The organism is Kutzneria sp. NPDC052558 (assembly GCF_044547355.1).
In the GTDB taxonomy this organism is placed as follows: Bacteria; Actinomycetota; Actinomycetes; order Mycobacteriales; family Pseudonocardiaceae; genus Kutzneria.
In genome coordinates this window covers 633,961-653,720 of sequence record NZ_JBIUAG010000002.1, presented here as the reverse complement: position 1 = coordinate 653,720, position 19,760 = coordinate 633,961, and the positions used below count along the sequence as shown (strand labels likewise).

At 71.0% G+C, this 19,760-nt stretch carries 19 protein-coding genes; 12 read left to right on the top strand and 7 right to left on the bottom strand.

Annotated features, from left to right (window positions below; all coding sequences use genetic code 11):
- Positions 1-84 precede the first annotated feature (84 nt).
- A complete protein-coding gene (locus ACIG5F_RS06165) occupies positions 85-1,032 on the top strand; it encodes a carbohydrate-binding protein (protein WP_396516310.1) in 948 nt (315 codons plus the stop codon).
- A 4-nt stretch (positions 1,033-1,036) separates the two neighbouring features.
- Here ACIG5F_RS06165 and ACIG5F_RS06160 read toward each other — a convergent pair whose 3' ends face one another.
- The 3 genes from ACIG5F_RS06160 to ACIG5F_RS06150 are packed head-to-tail and all read right to left on the bottom strand — an operon-like array spanning position 1,037 to position 4,625.
- Positions 1,037-2,482, bottom strand: coding sequence for a flavin-containing monooxygenase (locus ACIG5F_RS06160; RefSeq protein ID WP_396516309.1), 1,446 nt, complete (start codon positions 2,480-2,482; stop codon positions 1,037-1,039).
- On the bottom strand, positions 2,472-3,317 hold the full coding sequence (locus tag ACIG5F_RS06155; RefSeq protein WP_396516308.1) for an SDR family NAD(P)-dependent oxidoreductase: 846 nt from the start codon (positions 3,315-3,317) through the stop codon (positions 2,472-2,474). Before ACIG5F_RS06155 ends, ACIG5F_RS06160 begins: the two co-directional genes overlap by 11 nt.
- 12 nt (positions 3,318-3,329) lie before the next feature.
- Positions 3,330-4,625, bottom strand: coding sequence for a cytochrome P450 (locus ACIG5F_RS06150; protein WP_396516307.1), 1,296 nt, complete (start codon positions 4,623-4,625; stop codon positions 3,330-3,332).
- Between the two features lie 86 nt (positions 4,626-4,711).
- On the opposite strand from ACIG5F_RS06150, the gene ACIG5F_RS06145 reads away from it, so the two are divergent.
- On the top strand, positions 4,712-5,299 hold the full coding sequence (locus ACIG5F_RS06145; protein ID WP_396516306.1) for a TetR/AcrR family transcriptional regulator: 588 nt from the start codon (positions 4,712-4,714) through the stop codon (positions 5,297-5,299).
- A 24-nt stretch (positions 5,300-5,323) separates the two neighbouring features.
- On the opposite strand, the gene ACIG5F_RS06140 is transcribed toward ACIG5F_RS06145, so the two are convergent.
- Positions 5,324-6,016 carry a class I SAM-dependent methyltransferase gene (locus ACIG5F_RS06140; protein WP_396516305.1) on the bottom strand — a complete coding sequence of 231 codons (693 nt, stop codon included), beginning with the start codon at positions 6,014-6,016 and terminating at the stop codon, positions 5,324-5,326.
- Between the two features lie 89 nt (positions 6,017-6,105).
- Here ACIG5F_RS06140 and ACIG5F_RS06135 point away from each other — a divergent pair, with 89 nt between their 5' ends.
- From ACIG5F_RS06135 to ACIG5F_RS06120, 4 genes are all read left to right on the top strand, one after another.
- Positions 6,106-6,675, top strand: coding sequence for a TetR/AcrR family transcriptional regulator (locus tag ACIG5F_RS06135; protein WP_396516304.1), 570 nt, complete (start codon positions 6,106-6,108; stop codon positions 6,673-6,675).
- A 68-nt stretch (positions 6,676-6,743) separates the two neighbouring features.
- Complete coding sequence (locus ACIG5F_RS06130; protein ID WP_396516303.1) at positions 6,744-7,640, top strand: NADP-dependent oxidoreductase; 897 nt, start codon at positions 6,744-6,746, stop codon at positions 7,638-7,640.
- A 58-nt stretch (positions 7,641-7,698) separates the two neighbouring features.
- Positions 7,699-8,559, top strand: a complete 861-nt coding sequence (gene sigJ / locus ACIG5F_RS06125; protein WP_396516302.1) for an RNA polymerase sigma factor SigJ — start codon at positions 7,699-7,701, stop codon at positions 8,557-8,559.
- Positions 8,560-8,562: 3 nt separating this feature from the next.
- On the top strand, positions 8,563-9,189 hold the full coding sequence (locus ACIG5F_RS06120; protein WP_396516301.1) for an FMN-binding negative transcriptional regulator: 627 nt from the start codon (positions 8,563-8,565) through the stop codon (positions 9,187-9,189).
- A 2-nt stretch (positions 9,190-9,191) separates the two neighbouring features.
- Here the strand turns inward: ACIG5F_RS06120 and ACIG5F_RS06115 are convergent, their stop codons facing one another.
- Complete coding sequence (locus ACIG5F_RS06115) at positions 9,192-10,052, bottom strand: helix-turn-helix domain-containing protein (RefSeq protein WP_396516300.1); 861 nt, start codon at positions 10,050-10,052, stop codon at positions 9,192-9,194.
- Positions 10,053-10,153: 101 nt separating this feature from the next.
- On the opposite strand from ACIG5F_RS06115, the gene ACIG5F_RS06110 reads away from it, so the two are divergent.
- Positions 10,154-11,614 (top strand): aldehyde dehydrogenase family protein, encoded by a 1,461-nt coding sequence (locus ACIG5F_RS06110; protein WP_396516299.1) that lies wholly within the window; start codon positions 10,154-10,156, stop codon positions 11,612-11,614.
- A 292-nt stretch (positions 11,615-11,906) separates the two neighbouring features.
- Here ACIG5F_RS06110 and ACIG5F_RS06105 read toward each other — a convergent pair whose 3' ends face one another.
- Positions 11,907-12,401, bottom strand: coding sequence for a hypothetical protein (locus ACIG5F_RS06105; RefSeq protein ID WP_396516298.1), 495 nt, complete (start codon positions 12,399-12,401; stop codon positions 11,907-11,909).
- 167 nt (positions 12,402-12,568) lie between these two features.
- Here ACIG5F_RS06105 and ACIG5F_RS06100 point away from each other — a divergent pair, with 167 nt between their 5' ends.
- Positions 12,569-14,797, top strand: coding sequence for an ATP-binding protein (locus tag ACIG5F_RS06100; protein ID WP_396516297.1), 2,229 nt, complete (start codon positions 12,569-12,571; stop codon positions 14,795-14,797).
- 154 nt (positions 14,798-14,951) lie between these two features.
- A complete protein-coding gene (locus tag ACIG5F_RS06095; protein ID WP_396516296.1) occupies positions 14,952-16,406 on the top strand; it encodes a hypothetical protein in 1,455 nt (484 codons plus the stop codon).
- 74 nt (positions 16,407-16,480) lie between these two features.
- Here the strand turns inward: ACIG5F_RS06095 and ACIG5F_RS06090 are convergent, their stop codons facing one another.
- Positions 16,481-17,719 carry an aspartate aminotransferase family protein gene (locus tag ACIG5F_RS06090; protein WP_396516295.1) on the bottom strand — a complete coding sequence of 413 codons (1,239 nt, stop codon included), beginning with the start codon at positions 17,717-17,719 and terminating at the stop codon, positions 16,481-16,483.
- Positions 17,720-17,878: 159 nt separating this feature from the next.
- Between ACIG5F_RS06090 and ACIG5F_RS06085 the strand changes: the two genes are divergently transcribed.
- The 3 genes from ACIG5F_RS06085 (at position 17,879) to ACIG5F_RS06075 (ending at position 19,741) form a co-directional block, all read left to right on the top strand.
- The gene (locus tag ACIG5F_RS06085; protein ID WP_396516294.1) at positions 17,879-18,442 is read left to right on the top strand and encodes an NADPH-dependent FMN reductase; all 564 of its coding nucleotides are present in this window, start codon (positions 17,879-17,881) and stop codon (positions 18,440-18,442) included.
- Between the two features lie 349 nt (positions 18,443-18,791).
- Positions 18,792-19,253 carry a Panacea domain-containing protein gene (locus ACIG5F_RS06080; protein ID WP_396516293.1) on the top strand — a complete coding sequence of 154 codons (462 nt, stop codon included), beginning with the start codon at positions 18,792-18,794 and terminating at the stop codon, positions 19,251-19,253.
- Entirely contained in the window at positions 19,250-19,741 is a 492-nt protein-coding gene (locus ACIG5F_RS06075) for a hypothetical protein (protein ID WP_396516292.1), read from the top strand. Before ACIG5F_RS06080 ends, ACIG5F_RS06075 begins: the two co-directional genes overlap by 4 nt.
- The last annotated feature ends 19 nt before the right edge of the window (positions 19,742-19,760 follow it).

Sequence of the window (19,760 nt, the reverse complement as noted above, 5' to 3'; positions counted from 1 at the left end):
CTGCCCGGCGGTTGTTCGCGAGTGATCCACTGGTTACGTTCGGGATTCCTGCCTTGTTTCCGCTGAACGAACAGGGGAAAACGCATGGCAAAATCCCGAATCCTGGTGGCCGCGCTGCTGTTGCTCGCGGTCGTGACCAGTCCGGTGCCGGCGGCCGCCGCGCCCGCGAAGTCCTATGCGGCCACGGAAGCGCTGACCGGCCTGAGACCGCTGGCGGCCGGCGATGTCGCGACACCCATGGTGTGGTCGGGCTGGGAGTCGCTCGGCGGCACGCTCATCTCGTCGCCGGTCGTGTCCTCCTGGGCGAGCGGCCGGCTGGACGTGTTCGCCATCGGCACCGACAATGCCGTCTACCACAAGTGGTTCGACGGAACGTGGTCGGGCTGGGAGTCCCTGGGCGGCTTCGCGACCTCGGCCCCGGCCGCCGTCTCCTGGGGCAACGGCCGGATCGACCTGTTCGTGCGGGGCGGCGACAACGCCCTGTACCACAAGTGGTTCCAGGGCGGCTGGTCCGGTTGGGAGTCGCTCGGCGGGGTCCTGACCTCGGCGCCGGCGGTCTCGTCGTGGGCAGCTGGGCGGCTGGACGTCTTCGCCCGTGGTGGCGACAACGCCTTGTACCACAAGTGGTTCCAGGGCGGCTGGTCGGGCTGGGAGTCGCTCGGCGGCGGCCTCACGACCTACCCGGCGGCCGTCTCCTGGAGCTCCGGGCGTATCGACGTCTTCGTCGGTGGCGGCGGAAACGCCTTGTATCACAAGTGGTTCGACGGCGCCTGGTCCGGCTGGGAGTCCCTGGGCGGGGTCCTGACCTCGGGACCGGGCGCGTCGTCCTGGGCCGCCGGGCGGTTGGACATCTTCGTCCGCGGCACCGACAACGCCATGTACCACAAGTGGTTCGACGGCGGCTGGTCCGGCTGGGAGTCCCTGGGCGGCGGCCTGCTGACCGGACCGGGCGCGGTGTCGTGGGGCTTCAACCGCATCGACACCTTCGTCATCGGCGGCGGAGACGCCCTGTACCACAAGTGGTGGGCCTGATCCCCTAACCGAACCGGAGGGTGCCGTCGTCGATCCGGCCGTGGCGCAGCAGGAGCACGTCGTTGGCGTAGCTCATGCCCAGCTGCCACGGCCGGCGCGACCCGGCGCGCGGGAACTCGTGCACCGAGCGCTGGACGTAGCCGGCCTGGAAGTCCAGCAGCGGCCGCTCGGCGATCCCGGGATCGTTGTTGACCGGCGCCACCTGCCGGAAGCCGTTGGCGTCCATGTGCTTGAGCAGCCGCACGGTGAACTCGCTGACCAGGTCGGCCTTGAGTGTCCACGAGGCGTTGGTGTAGCCGATGGTGTAGACGAAGTTCGGCATCCCACTGAGCATCAAGCCCTTGTACGCCATGGTTTCCGGCAGCTTGATCTCCCGCTCGTCCACGGTGAACCGGATGCCGCCGAAGACCAGCAGCCGCAGGCCGGTGGCCGTCACCACGATGTCGGCCGGCAGCTCGGCCCCGGAGCGCAACTTGACCGTGGAGTCGGTGAACTCGGCGATCTCGTCGGTGGCCACCGAGGCCTTGCCGTGCCGGATGGCCCGGAACAGGTCGCCGTCCGGCACCAGGCACAGCCGCTGGTCCCACGGGTTGTAGCGGGGCCGGAAGTGGGTGTCGACGTCGTAGCCGGGCGGCAGCAGCTTGACCGTCGCGTTCCGGATGATCTTGCGAATGACGTTCGGGCGGCGCTGGCTGAGCTGGTACAGCAAGGTGGAGACGGCCACGTTCTTCCACCGCGCGGCCGCGTAGCCCAGGCGGTTGCCCAGCAGTCGGCGCAGCCGCAGGGCGACCTTGTCCACGCCCGGCTGGGAGATGATGTAGGTGGGGGAGCGCTGGAGCATGGTGACGTGCCCGGCCTTGTCGGCCATGGCCGGCACGAGCGTGACCGCGGTGGCCCCGCTGCCGATGACCACGACGTTCTTGCCGGCGTAGTCCAGGTCCTCCGGCCACTGCTGCGGGTGGATCACCTTGCCGCCGAACCGCTCGATGCCGGGGAAGGCCGGGGAGTAGCCGCCGTCGTAGTGGTAGTAGCCGGTGCACACGTACAGCAGCCGCGCGGTCAGCCGCACGGCTTGGCCGTCGTGCTCGGCCTCGACCGTCCACAGCGCGTCCTTTGTAGACCAACTGGCCGCGGTGACCCGGTGGCCGTAGCGGATGTGCCGGTCGATGCCGGCCTCGGCGGCGGTGTCCTTGACGTACTGGAGGATCGACGGGCCGTCGGCCAGGGACTTGGCCTGGGTCCACGGCCGGAACCGGTAGCCGAGGGTCTGCATGTCCGAGTCCGACCGCACGCCCGGATAGCGGAACAGATCCCAGGTGCCGCCCAAAGCCGCCCGCGACTCCAGGATCGCGTAGGTGCGGTGGGGAAAGGCGGACTGGATGTGGTGGGCGGCGCCGATGCCGGACAGGCCGGCGCCGACGATCAGCACATCGAGGTGGTCACTGGCCACGGTTGCTCCCGAAGCGGTCGGCGATCCGGCTGATCACGTCGTAGTAGTGGGTGGGTGCGATCCGGGTGACGGCGTCGAAGAAGTACGCGTCCGGCCCCACCAGCACCCGGGCCTTGCCGGCCTCCACGCCCCGGTGGATGATCCGCGCGGCCTGCTCCGGCGTGGTCATGGCGATGGCGTCGAAGGACTTCACGATCTCCGCCTCGCTGCGGTCGCGGCCATCGGGGTCCTGGCGCATCCGTCCATTTCGGACGATGTTCGTCTTGATGCCGCCCGGGTGCACGGCGACCGCGCTGACGCCGGTGCCGCGCAGCTCGTGGCGCAGCGAGTCGGTGAACCCGCGCACCGCGAACTTGGCCGCGCAGTAGGCGCTCTGGTACGGGATGCCGGCCAGGCCGAACACGCTGGAGGTGTTCACGACGACGCCCTCGTCCTGCTCGACCAGGATCGGCAGGAAAGCCTTGGTGCCGTGGACAACCCCGTTGAGGTTGATGTCCTGGAGCCACTGCTCGTCGGCCGGGTCGCCGTCGAGCACGGTGGCCGACAGCGCGACGCCGGCGTTGTTGAACACCGCCGCCAGCGGGCCGGGCAGCCAGTCCCGCACCTCGTCGGCGAACCGGCGCTGGTCGGCCGCGTCCCGGACGTCGAGCACGCGGGTCAGCACCTGGCCCCGCAGCGACGCGGCGGTCTGCTTGAGGCCGGTCTCGTCCACGTCGGCGATGGCCACCGGCGAGCCGAGCCGGTTCAGCCGCACCGCCAGGCCGCGGCCGATGCCGGAGGCGGCGCCGGTGATCATCACGGGCCGGCCGGTGAGCCGGGGGAGCTTGCGAGGCATCCTCGGGTCCTCTCAGTGGCGTCGATGGACGACGGCTAGGCCGCCTTTGGCCGGGGCGTTGGCGATGCCCCGGTTGTGCCAGGCCTCGTCCGGCTCGGCCGTGGGGGTCAGGTCGAACTCGCGCAGCAGGGTGCGCAGGACCACGTTCATCTCCATGGTCGCGAACGCGGCGCCCAGGCAGCGGCGGCTGCCGCCGCCGAACGGGATCCACTGGTACAGATCGGGTTTCGCGGCGACGAAGCGCTGCGGGTGGAACCGTTCGGGATGCGGGAAGACGGTCTCGTCGTCGTGGATCAGGGCGATGCTGGCCAGCACGGTGATGCCCCGCGGCAGGGTCCAGCGGCCGAGCCGGACGTCGTCGGCCCTGATCTTGCGGCCGACCATGTCGATCACCGGTCTTGCCCGCTGGACCTCCAGGATCGTGGCCTCCCGCAAGGCTTTGCCGCCGGCCAGCTCCTCCTCGTGCAGCGCGGCCAGCACGTCCGGGTGCCGGCGCAGCCGCTCGACCGCCCAGGCCAGGGTGGTGGCCGTGGTCTCGTGGCCGGCGGTGAGCAGGGTGAGCAGCTGGTCGGCGATGTCGCGGTGGCTCATCGGCGTGCCGTCGTCGTAGCGGGCCTGGAGCATCAACGCCAGGATGTCCTCCCGCTCGTCGAGGCCGCCGCCCTTGTGCGCCTTGGCGATCAGGCGTGCCACGATCTCGTTGTACTCGCGGCGCATGATCTTGAACCGGCCCCACGGGCTCCACCGGCCCCAGTCGGCCGTGGGCACCGGCAGCACGGCCAGCAGCGAGCCGAGCTTGACCCAGCGCGGCAGCAGGTCCCGCAGCTGGTCGAACTCCTCGCCCTCGGCCCCGAACACCGCGCGCAGGATGATGTTGATGGTGATCCGCATCATCGACGGCATGGTGGCGAACTCGACGCCCTCGGGCCACGAGGCGAACTCGCGGACGGTCTCGTCCACCATGATCTGCTCGTACGCCGCGAGGCGGCGGCCGTGGAACGGGGGCACCAGCAGCTTGCGCTGCTTGCGGTGCTCGTCCCCGGACAGCGCGAACAGCGAGCCCGGCCCGAGCACCCGGCCCAGGTTGGGCTCCACGTTGTCGGCGATCTCCGGGCCGGCCTGGAACAGCTGCTTGATCTCGGCGGAGTCGCTGATCACCAGCGCCCGGCCGAAGATCGGGGAGTTGATGGTGAAGGCGTCGCCGTAGCGGGCGCGGGCCTGGCGCATGCCGCGCTGCGGCCGGGTCAGCGCCGAGACGGCCTGCACGAGGCGGTGGGTGGTCGGGCCGGGCGGGAGCAGAGTCGTCACGGGACCGGGCCTCCAATGCGGTACGCCTCCGTACCGAAGTCACGGTACGCTGGTGTACCACCGGAGTTCAAGGGAGGCTGGCGGCGATGACGACAACGACGGTTCCGACGGACTTCCGGCGGCGGCTGCTGGGCGGGCTGTCGGCCTCGATCGAGGAGCGCGGCTACCAGGACACGACGGTGGCCGACATCGTGCGCGCAGCCAGGACCTCGCGGCGCACCTTCTACGAGCACTTCTCCAGCAAGGAGACCTGCTTCGTGGCCCTGATCACCGAGGCCAACGACGAGATGATCCGGCTGATCGCGGCGGCCGTGGACCCGTCCGCGCCGTGGACCGCCCAGGTCCGGCAGGCCGTCGAGACCTGGCTGGCCTGCGCCGACACCGAGCGCGCGGTCACCCGCAGCTGGATCCGCGACGTGCCCGCGCTGGGCACGCTGGGCCGCGACCTCCAGCGGGACCTGATGGAGAAGTTCGTGACGCTGGTGCAGGCCCTCACCGACGCCGAGGAACTGCGGGCCGTGGGCATCAGGCGGGTGCCGCGCCCGATGGCCATCGTGCTGCTGGGCGGCCTGCGGGAGCTGATGGCCAGCACGGTCGAGGCCGGCGGGAAGGTCACCGACGTCACCGAGACGGCGGTGCGGGCCGCCATCGCCCTGCTCGGCCCCACGGCCTGAGCGAGCGGTGACGACCCGCGGCGGTCAGGAGTTGACCGCGGTGATCTGCCAGATCGGGAGCAGGATGCGGCCATCGTCGTCGGACTCGACCTCGGAGTTGGGGACCATGGTCTGCCACTGGTCCTTGGTGAAGGCCGTGGTGTAGCGGCGGATCTCCATGCGCTCGACCCGCCAGTGCTCGCCGAGGTCGCGGCGCAGGCTGGCCTCGTCGGTCTCGGCCCCCAGCGGGAAGAAGTCGCCGATGGCCGGCGGGAAGCACAGGATGTGCAGGCGGGCGCCGGGCCGGCAGCGGTCGTGCAGGGCGGCCAGGTAGGCGCGGCGCTGGTCGGCGTCCAGGCAGTGCATCAGGGCTGAGTCCAGGGCGCTGGCGAAGCCGTCGCCGACGCCGTCGAGCACGGTCGCGTCGGCCACCGCGAAGGTGACGTCGGCCCCGCGGGCGGCGGCCTTGGCCCGGTTCTGCTCGATCGCCGTGGGTGCGGCGTCCACGGCCGTCACCTTGAGGCCCTGCTCGGCCAGGTAGAGGGCGTTGTCGCCGAGGCCGCAGCCGATCTCCAGGACCGGGCCGGTGAACTCGCCGGCCTCGACCAGCTCGACGACCAGCGGCTGCGGGCCGTCCAGCTGCCACGGAATGATCTCCACGGTCGGGCCGTCGTCGTTCATCTGCACGGATTTGCCCTGGTAGAGGGCGTCGAAGTCCATCAACTCGTGCTCGGGCACCGAAACTCACCCCAGTTAGTAGACGTAGACGTTCACTGTGACGGAGCGTAGTCCTGTGGGTAGTGAACGTCAACGTCTACTATCGAGTGGTGAGCTCCGAAACCGTCCGCTCCCGCCGCCGCGGCCAGGAACTGGAAGACGCCCTCTACCAGGCGACGCTGGCGGAACTGGTCGAGGTCGGCTACGGCCGGCTTACCATGGAGGGCGTCGCCGCCCGGGCCCGCACCGGCAAGGCCGCCGTGTACCGACGGTGGTCGACCCGGCAGGCCCTGGTGCTCGACGCCGTGCGCCACGTCATGCCGCCGATGGCGGACATCGACCGGGAGCGGTCGGCCCGGGAGAACCTGCGGGCGGTGTTCGCCAAGCTGTGCGGGGTGTTCGCCGGCGAGACCGACTTCCCCGGCCTGGCCGTGATCACCGGGCTGCTGGGCGACGAGACCCTGCGGGACACCTTCGTCGAGGCGATCGTGCGGCCCCGGCTCCAGGTGATCGAGTCGATCCTGGCCGACGCCGAGCGGGCCGGCGAGGTCGCGCCCGGCGCGCTGCACCCGCTGGCCGCGCACATCGGGCCGGCGATGATCATGCACGCCTTCCTGCTGACCGGCCGCGGGCCGAGCGAGACGGATCTCACCCGGATCATCGACATCGTGTTGCCCTGATCCGGTCACGTTCGGCCGTGCCGCCTCGTCTCCCTGGCGACCCACACCGCGCCAGGAAGGATCGTCAGATGCGCGCCATCGTCGCCCGGGACCGGGAATCGGGACTGTCCCTTGTGGACCTGCCCCATCCGCACGCCGCCGAGAACGACGTCGTCGTACGGGTGCACGCGGCCGGGTTCACGCCCGGCGAGCTGGACTGGCCGGGCACCTGGACCGACCGTGCCGGGCGGGACCGCACGCCGACCGTGCCCGGGCACGAGCTGTCCGGCGAGGTCGTGGAGCTGGGCTACGGCACCACCGGCCTGACCGTGGGCCAGCGGGTGTTCGGCCTGGCCGACTGGACCCGCAACGGCACGCTGGCCGAGTACGTGGCGGTGGAGGCCCGCAACCTCGCCCCGCTGCCGGCCGACATCGACCACACGCTGGCGGCGGCGCTGCCGATCGCCGGGCTCACGGCCTGGCAGGGCCTTTTCGACCACGGCCGCCTGACCGCCGGGCAGACCGTGCTGATCCACGGCGTGGCCGGCGGCGTCGGCTCGATCGCCGCCCAGCTGGCCCGGGAGGCCGGCGCGCGGGTGATCGGCACCGGCCGGGCCCACGACCGGGCGCGGGCCCGGGCCGACGTCTTCGTGGAGATCTCGCAGCTGGCCGACATCGGCCAGGTCGACCTGGTGTTCGACGTGCTCGGCGGGGAGATCCTGGACCGGTCGGCGGCGCTGGTGCGCCCCGGCGGCACGCTGGTCACCATCGCCGCCCCGCCCACGGTGAAGCCGGCGGACGGTCGGGCCGTGTTTTTTGTCGTCGAGCCCGACCGGGCTCGGCTGGCCGACCTCGCCCAGCGGGTGCGGGACGGGCGGCTCACCGTGTCGGTCGGCGACGTGTGGCCGCTGGCCGAGGCGGCCAAGGCGTTCGATCCGGCCAACCGGGTCAAGCCGGGCAAGGCGATCGTCCGCGCCGACGTCTGAGGCTTGCTCGGATGGCTGTCTACGCTGGGCTCCGTCGACCGAACGGAAGGGAGCCGCGTTGCTCGGCGCCGACTGGGAGACGCACCGGCCCGCGGTCTTCGGCGTGGCCTACCGGCTGCTCGGCAGCGTGGCCGACGCCGAGGACGTGGTGCAGGACGTGTGGCTGCGGGCCGCCGGCGCGGACCTCGGCGAGGTGGAGGACCTGCGGGCCTGGCTGGTGACGGTGTCGGCGCGGCGGTCCTACGACATCCTGCGCAGCGCCCGGGTCCGCCGCGAGACCTACGTCGGGCCGTGGCTGCCGGAGCCGCTGCTGACCGGGGCCGACGCGGCCGAGCCGGTGCTGGTCGACGAGTCCGTGACCTCGGCGATGCTGCTGATCATGGAGGAGCTGAGCCCGCCCGAGCGGGTCGCCTTCGTGCTGCACGACGTGTTCGAGCTGGCGTTCGCCCGGATCGCCGAGGTCCTGGACGTCACCACGCCGGCGGCCCGGCAGCTCGCCTCGCGGGCCCGGCGGCGGGTGGCCGACGCCCGGACCGCCGAGCCCCGGGCGACGCCGGCCGAGCGGGCACGCCTGCTGACGGCGTTCCGAGCCGCCTACCAGGCCGGCGACCTGGCCGGCCTGGTCAAGCTGCTGCACCCCGACGCCGTCTACGTCACCGACGGCGGCGGCAAGGCCTTCGCCGCGCGCAAGCTCATCGAGGGCGGCGAGCGGGTGGCCGAGGTGATGGTGCGGGTCGGCCGGCAGTGGCGGCCCGACCGGATCGAGTTCGCCGAGGTCGGCGGCGAGCTGGCGCTGGTGTTCCACCGCGACGGCCGGGTCTACTCGGTCGACACCGTGCAGCTGGTCGACGGCCTGATCACCGCGTACCGCCGGGTGATAAATCCCGACAAGCTGGCCCACCTGCCGTGTGAGGATTGACGGATGTACGTGCCCGCGCACTTCGCGCCCGATGACGAGGCCGTCCACGAGCTGCTGGCCAACCACGGGGCCGCCGACCTGGTCACCATGACCTCCAACGGCTTGGTCGCCACCATGCTGCCGTTCGTCTACGACCGGGAGCGCGGCGTCCTGCGCGGGCATTTGGCCCGCAACAACGACCATTGGTGCCAGGAGATCATCGGCGACGCGCTGGTGATCGCCCGCGGGCCGGACTCGTACATCACGCCCGCCTGGTACGCCTCGAAGGCCGAGCACGGGCGGGTCGTGCCGACCTGGAACTACCTGGCCGCGCACGTCCACGGCACGCTCACCGTGCACGACGATCCGTCCTGGGTCGGCAATCTCGTGCGAGAGCTCACCGACCGGCATGAGCGCTCCCGTCCGCACCCCTGGTCGGTCGACGACGCCCCGGAGCAGTTTGTCGCCGGGCAGCTGCGGGCCATCGTCGGCGTGGAGGTGACGATCAAGCGGGTCGAGGCCAAGTTCAAGCTCAGCCAGAACCGCTCCGCCGCCGACGTCGACGGCGTGATCACCGGGCTGCGGGAGGCCGGCGACGCCGCCGGGGCGGACGCGGTGGCACGGTGGAACGACCTCTCCGGCCGCCGCTGAGCTCAGTCGGATCGCCGCGCGGCGACCGGCTCCGTCCCCCAACTGGCCAACAGCCGCAACCCCTGCTCCGAAGCCGATCCCGGTTCCGCGTGGTACGTGGACAGCGACAGCTCCTGATCTCCCGGCAGCGCGAACGTCTCGTACCGCACGGAAATCTCCCCGACCACCGGGTTCAGCAGCCGCATGTTCCCGTGCGACTTCCGGCGAACGTCATGTGCCGCCCACAGTTCGCGGAACTCGTCGCTGCGTACCGAGAGTTCGCCCACCAGCGCGGCAACCTGAGGATCACGCGGATGTAGGCCGGCATCCAACCGCAACTGGCCCACCACATCGGCGGCCTTGGCGTCCCAGTCCACGAAAAGCTCGCGGGACAGCGGGTCCAGGAAGGTCACCCGGGCCCAGTTGCGGTCCTCGGCCGCCCGCTGGCCCCAGTCCCCGAACAACGCCGAGGCGCTCCGGTTCCACGCCAGCACATCGGTGCGACGGCCCCATATGTAGGCCGGGACACCGTCCATTGCGGACAGAAGTTCCAGCAGGCCGGCCCGGACCTGTTGGCGGGACGAGGCGCTGCGCCGCTTCGACCGGGTCGGCTTGGCCAGGTGCACGAGGTGGGCGTGCTCGGTCTCGGACAGCTGGAGGGCGGCGGCGATGGCGTCGAGCACCTCGGCCGAGACGTTGCGGCCGTTGCCCTGCTCGAGGCGGGTGTAGTACGCGACGGAGACGCCGGCGAGCTGGGCCAGTTCCTCACGGCGCAGGCCCGGCACGCGGCGCCGATGCCCGTACTGGGGGAGCCCGACGTCGGACGGCGTGAGGCGGGCCCGGCGGGTGCGAAGGAACTCGCTGAGTTCGGCGCTCGGATCCATGGCCCCAGTATCACGCGGGAACCGTCGCTCAGCATGTCCCTGCCAGTAGTAGGAACAACAGGTGGCTGGGTAGGGCGGCGTGGCCGGCGCAGCCTCGAAGCATGACGATCACACGAGAACTGTTCATCGGCGGCAAGGACGTCCCGGCGCTGAGCCGGCACACGACCGAGGACCGCAACCCCTACACGGGTGAGGTGTACGCGGTGGTCGCGGCCGGCGGGCCCGAGGACATCACCCGAGCGGTGGACGCCGCGCATGAGGCGTTCCCGGCCTGGGCCGCGACCCGGCCGGCCCAGCGGCGGCGAATCCTGCTCGATGCGGCCGACATCCTGGAGTCCAAAGCCGACGAAGCGGCCCGGCTGATGGCCGAGGAGGTCGGCGAGGTCGCGGTGTTCGCCCGCTTCAACGTCACCCTGGCCGCCAACATCCTGCGCGACGCCGCGGCGGCGGTGACCCAGCCGCAGGGCGAAGTCCTGGCCACCGACACCGAGGGCCAGCTGTCCCTGGCGCTGCGGGAGCCGCTGGGCGTGGTGGCGGCGTTCTCCCCGTGGAACGCGCCGCTCATCCTGGGCGTGCGGGCGTTCGCGGTGCCGATCGCCGTCGGCAACACCGTGGTGCTCAAGCCCAGCGAGGAAGCGCCGATCGCCTGCGGGCTGTTCCTGGCCGACATCATGGCCGAGGCCGGGCTGCCCGCCGGCGTCCTCAACGTCGTGACCAACGCTGCGGCCGACGCCGCCGAGGTGGCCCGCACGCTCATCGCCGACAAGCGGGTCCGCACCGTCAACTTCACCGGCTCCACCAACGTCGGCCGGATCATCGGCGGCATCGCCGCCGAGCACATCAAGCCCGCGGTCCTGGAACTCGGCGGCAAGAACGCCCTGCTGGTGCTGGACGACGCCGACCTCGACTACGCGGTGAACGCCGCCACCTTCGGCTCCTTCAACAACGCCGGCCAGATCTGCCTGTCCACCGACCGGATCCTGGTCCACCGGTCGATCGCCGAGGAGTTCACCGCCAAGCTCGCGGCCAAGGTCGCCGCGCTGCCCCATGGCGACCCGATCGACCCGGCCACGATCGTCGGGCCCCTGGTCAACGCCAAGGCCGCCGCCCGGGTGTCGACCCTCGTGCACGAGGCCGTCGCCGCCGGGGCCACCGTCCGCACTGGCGGCCACCAGCCCGCCGGCGCCCGCCTCGCGCCCACCGTGCTCGCCGACGTCACCCCCGCCATGCGGATCTTCACCGAGGAGATCTTCGGACCCGCCGTCGTCGTGCTCACCGTCGACGACGACGAGCAGGCCATCGCCATCGCCAACGACACCGAGTACGGCCTCACCGCCGGCATCATCACCCAGAACGCCGCCCGCGGCCTCGCCATCGCCCGCCGCCTGCAGACCGGCATCGTCCACGTCAACGACCAGACCGTAGACGACGAGCCCCAGGCGCCCTTCGGCGGCGTGAAGTCCAGCGGCTACGGCAAGTTCGGCGGCCGCTGGGGCGTCGACGCCTTCACCGAGACCCGCTGGCTCACCCTCGCCGGCCACCACACCGTGTTCCCTTACTGAGACTGCCGTCAGGCCACTCGGCCGAACGACGGGAGGACAACAGGGTTCTGCTTCATGTGGCTGCTCCTTCGATCATGGGACGTGGGGCGGGGGGGGGGGGGGGCCCCCCCCCCCCCCCCCCCCCGGGGCATATCAGGTTTCCGGGGGGCCGGGGCCCCAGGGTGGGGTGGGGGGGGGGGGGGGGGGGTGGGGGGGGGGGGGGGGGGGGGGGGGGGGGTTGGGGGGGGGGGGGTGGGGGGGGGGGGGGGGGGGGGGGGGGGGGGCCCCCCCCCCCCCCCCCCCGCTCACGGGATCAGTAGCTGTGTCCGGTGCCGCTGGCCCAGATGGGGCGGCCGGCGAGGTCGTAGATGACGAGGTTGCCGTCGACCTGGAACTTCAGGTCCGCGCCGGAGCCGAGGGTGCCGGAGGCCCAGACGCCGCGGCCGAAGCCGTCGTAGATGACGAAGTTGCCGTCGCTCTGGAAGACGGCGGACTTGCCCTGGAAATCGGTGTGGCTGGCCCACAGGGGGGAGCCGTACTCGTCGGACACGACGAGGTTGCCGTCCGACTGGAACACGAGAATCCCTCGCGGGGTGGCGTAGACCTTGTTCACCTCGAGCGAGGTGTTGGGGCCGAAGTTGTACTCCGTCTGGAAATCGGCGGGGCTGGCCGCGCTGTGGCCGACGGCGGCCGGCGAGGGGGTGTCCGCCGCGGCGCTCGCCGGCGCAGCCATGACGGCGGCCGCGACGGCGGCGATGCCGAACGACGCGGCAGCGGCCCGGAGGCCGTTGATTGCCCGTTTTTCCATGGGTGCCTGCTCCTTTTTGTCAAACGAGTTATCGCTGTTGCCCGATAGGGCAGGGCGTCGCCTGCTCGACTAATTCCCTCGAATGCGCTCCTATCGTGGATGTCTGCCGGGATTGGGGCCAGGCAATGCCGCCGGCAAGATGGTGCCGGTCGGGGCGAGGGGGAGTCGTGTCTGAGGATCGGGACAATTCGCTCGTACGGCGGTATCGGCTGCGGGCGGGCCTGACGCAGGAGAAATTAGCTGAACGGTCGGGGCTGTCGGTTCGGACGATTCGGGGATTGGAGAGCGGGCGGCAGAGAAATCCGCAGCTCGGGTCATTGCGGCAGTTGGCGGCGGCGTTGTCGCTCGATTCGGATGAATACGACGAACTGGTGGCCGGCCTGGACGTGCTCCCGCCCGCGGCCGACGAGCCGGCGGTGCCGCGTCAGCTGCCGGCCGCGCCGGCGGTGTTCACGGGGCGGGACGAGGAATTGGCGGCGATCGAGGACTCGACCGCCACGATCACGGCGATCGCCGGCCCGGGCGGGATCGGCAAGACGTGGCTGGCGTTGCGCTGGGCGCACCAGCACCTGGACCGGTTTCCCGACGGGCAGCTGTTCGTCGACCTCCGCGGGTTCAGCCCGGACAGCGAGCCGGTGGCGCCGCTGACCGTGGTGCGCGGATTTCTCGGCGCGCTCGGCGTGGACGCCGGACGGCTCGGCGGCGATCTCGAGGAGCACACGGCCCTGTACCGCAGCCAGGTCGCCGGCAAGCGGATGCTGATCGTGCTGGACAACGCGGCGACGGCCGAGCAGGTGGTGCCGCTGCTGCCCGGCACGGACACCTGCACGGTGCTGGTGACCAGCCGGCGGATCCTGACCGCGTTGCTCCAGCGGTACACCGTCAACCACCTGTCGCTCAGCGTCTTCGGCGAGAGCGAGTTCTACGACGCGCTCACGCGGCGGCTGGGTGACAAGCGCCTGGCCGCCGAGCCCGAGGCCGTGGCGGAGTTGGTCGAATTGTGCGGACGGTATCCGCTGGCCTTGGCGGTCGTGGCCGGTCGGGCCCATGCCCGCCCGGACATCCCGTTGACGGAGTTCGCCGCCGAGCTGCGTGAGTCCGGTTTGGACGGTTTCGACGACGGCGACGACGCGGCCAGCCTGCCGGCGGTGGTGTCCTGGTCGGTCCGGTCCCTGACCGCCGAGCAGCACGAGGTGTTCGGGTTGCTGGGCATCGCGCCCGGCTGCGACATCAGCCTGCCCGCCGCCGCCAGCCTCACCGGGCTGTCGCTGCCGAAGGTCCGGAAGGTGTTGCGGGAGCTGGAGGAGGCCTCGTTGCTGATCCGGCGGCCCGGCGGCCGCCACACCATGCACGACATCATCCGCAACTGCGCGGTCGCCGCCGCCCACCACCACATCGCCGAGGAGCAGCGGGACGCGGCGCTGCGCCGGGTGCTTGACTTCTACGTCCAGACCGCGCGGTCCGCCGACCGTCTGCTGGCCCCGCACCGACCCCAGGATCCGCCGGTCCCGCCCGTCCCCGGGTGCCGTCCACAGCCGCTGGCGGACTACTCGGCCGCGCTGGCCTGGTTCGACACCGAGCACGCCAACCTGCTGGCCGCCCAGGACCTCGCCATTGTCCGGGGCTGGCGCGACGCCATCTGGCAACTGGCCTGGAACGTGGCGGTCTTCCATTTCCGGCGGGGGTTTCGGCGCGAGGACCTCACGATGTGGGAGGCCGCGGAACGCGCGGCCGCCGACATCGCCGACCCGGGGACCCGTGTCCGCATCCTCCGCCGACTGGGTGTCGCCTACGCTGCCGTGGGGCGGCACACCGAGGCGCTTGACGTCTCTCGCCAGGGTCTGGCCCTGGCGGAAGGGCGGAATGTCTTCGCCGAGCAGGGTTTCGTCCACTACCAGCTCTCGTGGGTGTGGGCGGAGCACGGTGACGACCGAATGGCTCTCGACCACATCAAGCAGGCCCTCGATGTCTTCGTGGCCCTGGGGCTGCGGGTGTGGATGGCCGCCGCGCACGCGCATGTCGGCGAATGCCTGGCCCGCCTCGGCGAGTACGAGACCGCCCGTTATCACTGCCAGGAGGCGCTTCGACTGGACGACGAGGGCACTCCCGACACCGTGTCCTGCTGCCGGTTCAACCTGGGCTACATCGCCCACCACACTGGCCAGCTCCACGAGGCCGTTCGGCAGTACCGCCAGGCCTTGCCACTACTGGACTCTCTCGGCCAAACCGAAAGGCTCGCGAGCACTCTCGATCAGCTCGGGCACACCTACCTCGCGCTCGACCAACCGGACGACGCCCGTGCGGCCTGGAGGGAGGCGTTGGCGCTGTACCAGCAGATGGGTCGCACGGCCCGGGTCGACGACATGCGCCGGCAGCTCGGGCCGGGTGACCGGTAGCTGCCACGGTGGGACCGGTCCCGGCCGGACGGCCCTAACCTCTGGTCCATGGTGCGGAAAGACTTGGTCCGGTCGGGCGACGCCGCGTCGAACAGGCCCGGCGTCGCCCCGGTCACGGCTACCGTCCACTACGGCGACTAGTAGGGGGACCGCGATGGACTACCCGCCTTACCAGCAGCAGTACCCGACCTACCCGCCACCCGAGCCGGAGCCGGCGCCCGCGCCGCGGTCCCACGACCCGGTGGCGGCGGCGATCGGCAACGCCTCCCTGCTCAGCGTCGGCTACTTCATGCTGGGGCGGGTCCGGCTGGGCATCGTGACCCTGGTGATCACGGTCGGCCTGATCGCGCTGCTGGTGGCGGCGGTGCCGTCGGTGGGGTTCGAGATCCTCATCCTGCTGTGGTGGCTGGCGCTCATCGCGCACGCCTGGTTCCTGGGCGGCGGCCGGGCCCGCGGGGTGGTGCGGTGGCCCCAGCGCACGATCGCGCTGGTGGTGACGGCGTTGGTGCTGCTGGCCTTCGGGCTGCTTCGGTTCGACGACGCCAACCTCGGCCAGACCCTCGCGCAGGCGCGGCAGACCGGCAACTGCGGGCAGGCGCTGACCGCGATGGAAGGCGTGTGGCTGGGCAACCGCGTGGCCGACGCCCCGCTGACCGCCGACGGGGACCTGGCCGTGCAGGCCTGCCAGCGGCTGGCCACGGCCCGAGCCAAGCTCAACACCGGCCTGACCGGCGACGCGAACGCGCTCAAGGCCGGCTTCGACGGCCTGGCCTCGGTGCTGGCCGACCTGCCCGGCCACGAGAAGATGGTCGACGTGGCGTTGGACGGCTTCCTGGCCGGCCTGCCCGGCAAGGACCCGTGCCACGCGGCCGCGGTCACCGACTGGCTGCGCCAACGCAAGCCGACCCACAACGCCCTGGACCGGTCGGCCGCCGTGGTGCCGAAGGTGGCCCCGGACGCCCTGGTCGGCTGCGGCGACAACCTGATGACCGGCAACGACTGGGAGACCGCCCGCAAGCGCTACCAGCAGCTGATCGACCAGTACCCGAACAACGCCCTGCTGGCCAAGGCCCAGGACGGCGTGGTCAAGGCCACGCAGGCGATCGAGCTGGCCAACGTCCGCCGGCTGCTCGCCGACACGACCAACGGCCAGCCGACCTACTGCAGCCAGCCCGCCCAGTACAGCGCCGCCCCGCCGTACGGGCACGGCGTCAACCCGTCGCTGATCTACGGCACCGACGAGTACGCCAAGCAGCTGCCCGGTGGCTGGCAGGTGACCGACCCGGCCAATGCGGTGGCGGTGATCTGCGCCGGCACCAAGGACTACGGCGGCCCGGTGCAGACCTGCCCGTACACGGCCTTGACCGGCGCCTTCAGAACCATCCCGACCGACGTGACGTTCCACAAGATCGCCATCCCGGTCAAGGTGTACGAGCTGCGGACCGGAAAGCTGATCACCGACCGGATCGTCGAGATCGGCGGGGCCAGCTGCCCGGACACGATCCACTGGACCAGTTCGTTCGACGACTCGTCGCCGCCGAGCGACATGTACGTCAGCTCGTCCCCGCCGGACGTGGTGGCGGCGTTCGGCACGGTCATCAACCCCTGATCGTCGTCCCCCGTGCGAGCTACCGCCGATTGTCCGTCGCCGGGGGATGGGGCGCGCCGCAACCGGGCTGACGCCTAGGCCACGTCGCCGATGGCCGAGTCCAGAATGGACAGTCCGAGGTCGATCTCGTCCTCGGACGCGGTCAGCGGCGGGGCGATGCGGAACACCCCGACCATGCCCGGCAGCTGCACGATGTTCATGTGCAGACCCAGCTCCAGGCAGCGGGCGGTGACCCGTCGGCCGAGGTCGTCGGAGGCGAGTTCCAGACCGGCCAGCAGCCCCCGGCCCCGCACGTCGGCCACCACGTCGTGGTGGCCGGCGATCTCGTCCAATCCCTTGCGCAGCAAGCCACCCAGGTGCCGGGCCCGCTCGTCGAGGCCGTCCCGGACCAGCACGTCCAGCACAGTGTTGCCGACGGCGGCCGGCAGCGGATCGCAGACGTGGGTGGTGAAGAACAGGTAGCCGCGGTCGTGGGCCGCCTGCTCGATCTCGGCGCTGGTGACCACCGCGGCCAGCGGCAGGCCGGCGCCCAGGGTCTTGGACAGGGTCAGGATGTCCGGCACGATGCCGTCCCGCTCGAACGCGTACCAGGAACCGGTGCGGCACAAGCCGGTCTGCGCCTCGTCGAGGATCAGCAGCATGCCCCGCTCGCGGCACTTCTCCAGCAGGGCGGCGAAATAGCCCACCGGCGGCTCGATCACCCCGCCGGAGCTGAGGATCGGCTCGACCAGGCAGGCGGCCAGAGCGCCGACCGACTGGGCGTCGATCATCTCGAAGCCGAGGTCCAGCTGCTGCCGCCAGTCCTCGCCGGACGGCGCCGGCAGCGCGAAGTTGCCGGGCGCGGCCGGGCCGTAGCCCTTGCGGCCGGCGCTGTAGGTGGCGCCGGCGGCGGCCTGGGTCATGCCGTGCCAGGACCGGGCGAACGACACCACCTCGTGCCCGCCGGTGACCAGCTTGGCCATCCGCAGCGCCGCCTCGTTGGACTCCGCCCCGGTGGTCAGCAGCAGCACCTTCTCCAGCGGCGCCGGCAAAGTTTCGGCCAGCCGCCGGGCCAGGTCGACCACCGGGCGGCTGAGCATGCCGCTGAACAGGTGGTCCAGTTTCCCGACCTGCTCCCGCACGGTGGCCACGATCTCCGGATGCGAGTGGCCGAGGATGGCGCTCATCTGCCCGGACGTGAAGTCCAGCAGGCGGCGGCCGTCCTCGGTGACCACGAAGCTGCCCTCGGCCCGGTCGATGATCTCGCGGGTGAACTCGCCCGCGCCGGCGTAGCGGATGAGATGACGCTCGGCGTCCGTCCAGAAGTCGGCCATGGCCTCGACGGTAGGAGCCGGCCGAGCGACACGTCCAGCTCACGATTCCGGCTTGCCTGTGCGGCTTCGCCGAACAACGACCGACCGGCCCCGGCCGCGGGTCGGCCCGAGCGGCCGTCCTACCCTCTGGTGCGAACGATCATGTGAAGGAGCAGACCGTTGAGTGACCTGAAGATCGCCGTCATCCTCGGCAGCACCCGGCCCGGCCGCAAGGGCAAGCCCGTCGCGGACTGGGTGATGGACCGCGCCCGCGCCCGCACCGGCGCCGAGTACGAGCTGGTGGACCTGGCCGACTACCCGCTGCCCCACCTGGACGAGGCCATCCCGCCGGCCATGGGCCGCTACCAGGGCGAGCACACCAAGGCGTGGGCGGCCAAGATCGCCGAGTTCGACGGCTACGTCTTCGTGACCCCCGAGTACAACCACTCCACCTCCGGCGTGCTCAAGAACGCCATCGACTACCTGTACGGCGAGTGGAACAACAAGGCCGCCGCCTTCGTCTCCTACGGCTCGCTCGGCGGCGCCCGGGCCATCGAGCACCTGCGGGGCGTGGCCAGCGAACTACAGCTGGCCCACGTCCGCCAGCAGCTGTCCTTCTCCGTCTACACCGACTTCGAGAACTTCACCGCCTTCACGCCGGGCGAGCAGCACGAGGCCGCCGCGACCACCCTGTTCGACCAGCTGGAGTCGTGGACCCGCGCGTTGAAGACGGTCCGGGTCTGAGCCGAGGCCGACCACAATGGCGGCATGCTGAACCCGTGGCGGCTGCGGCTGCTGAGCCGGCTGGACACCCTGGGCACGATCCGGCCGGGCCGCGTCCTGAGCGCAAGGACGGCCGCCGGACTGAGGCCTTCGCGATGTTTTGTCACCCGACCAGGTAGTGCACTGTGACACGGCAGTGACGTAATATCGAACATGTATTCGTAAGTGGGTCGTGGCATGTGTCAGCTCCACACCTCGGTGACACGCGACAGGTCTGGCCGCTGGCCAAGTGAACGGCCTGACATGCTGCGCGCTGAGAGGGCACACTGGGTTGCTTGGAGCAGCCGGTCAACGAGGGGGCGGACAGCTCATGGCTCGCGCGGTCGACGTCGCGGCGTACATCCTGGCCGAACGTGGCCCGATGACCGCGATGAAGCTGCAGAAGCTCGTCTACTACTGCCAAGCGTGGCATCTCGTCTGGGAAGAGAAGCCCCTGTTCGACGAGCAGATCGAGGCGTGGGCGAACGGGCCTGTCGTGCCCGACTTGTACCGGCGGCACCGTGGAAGGCTGAATCTCACCGAGCGTGACGCGCTCGGTGGTGATCCGAAGTCCCTCACGACTGACGAGCTCGACACGATCGACTCCGTGCTCGGGTATTACGGCGACCGTTCGGCACACTGGCTGAGTGAGCTGACCCACCGTGAAGGGCCATGGCGGTGTACGCGAGACGGCGCGCGACTAGGCGATGGCGAACGCGGTAGCGCTGTGATCTCGCATTCGGACATGTTCGAGTACTACGACGGACTCACTGCCGCTGAGCAGGCGGAGTGAGCAAGAAGTCGAAGCGGCCTGTCGTCAGGGAGTCCATCGTGGCCGGACGTCAGCCGTACTCACCGGCGTCGAAAGGCATCCAGTCCGCCAAGATGCCGCGGCACGTGTTCGAGCCGCAGGAGTCGGACAGTCAGATCGTCATCCGGATGAGCAGGATCGACACGGCCGGCCCTTGGTGTCTGTCGAAGATCGACCCTGGTGAGCACTCGAAGATGCTGGGGCGTCTCAAGGGCCTTGAGAGCATGACCGTGATGGAGGTGTTCGCCTCGGGTGAGGAGCCGGGCAAGCACTACGAGATCGCAGGGTGCCCGAGCAGGGCGATGGTTGACCGCCTCACTGAGCTGGGCTACGACGACGAGACCCGGATCAGCCGACTCCGCTTTGGTGGCAGGGGCAGGTTGTACGGGTTCATGCGACGCAATCACTTCTACGCGCTTTGGTGGGATCCGGAGCACGAGATCTGGCCGAGCAAGCTGAGGAACACCTAGCGGGAGCCGCCGGTCGGCG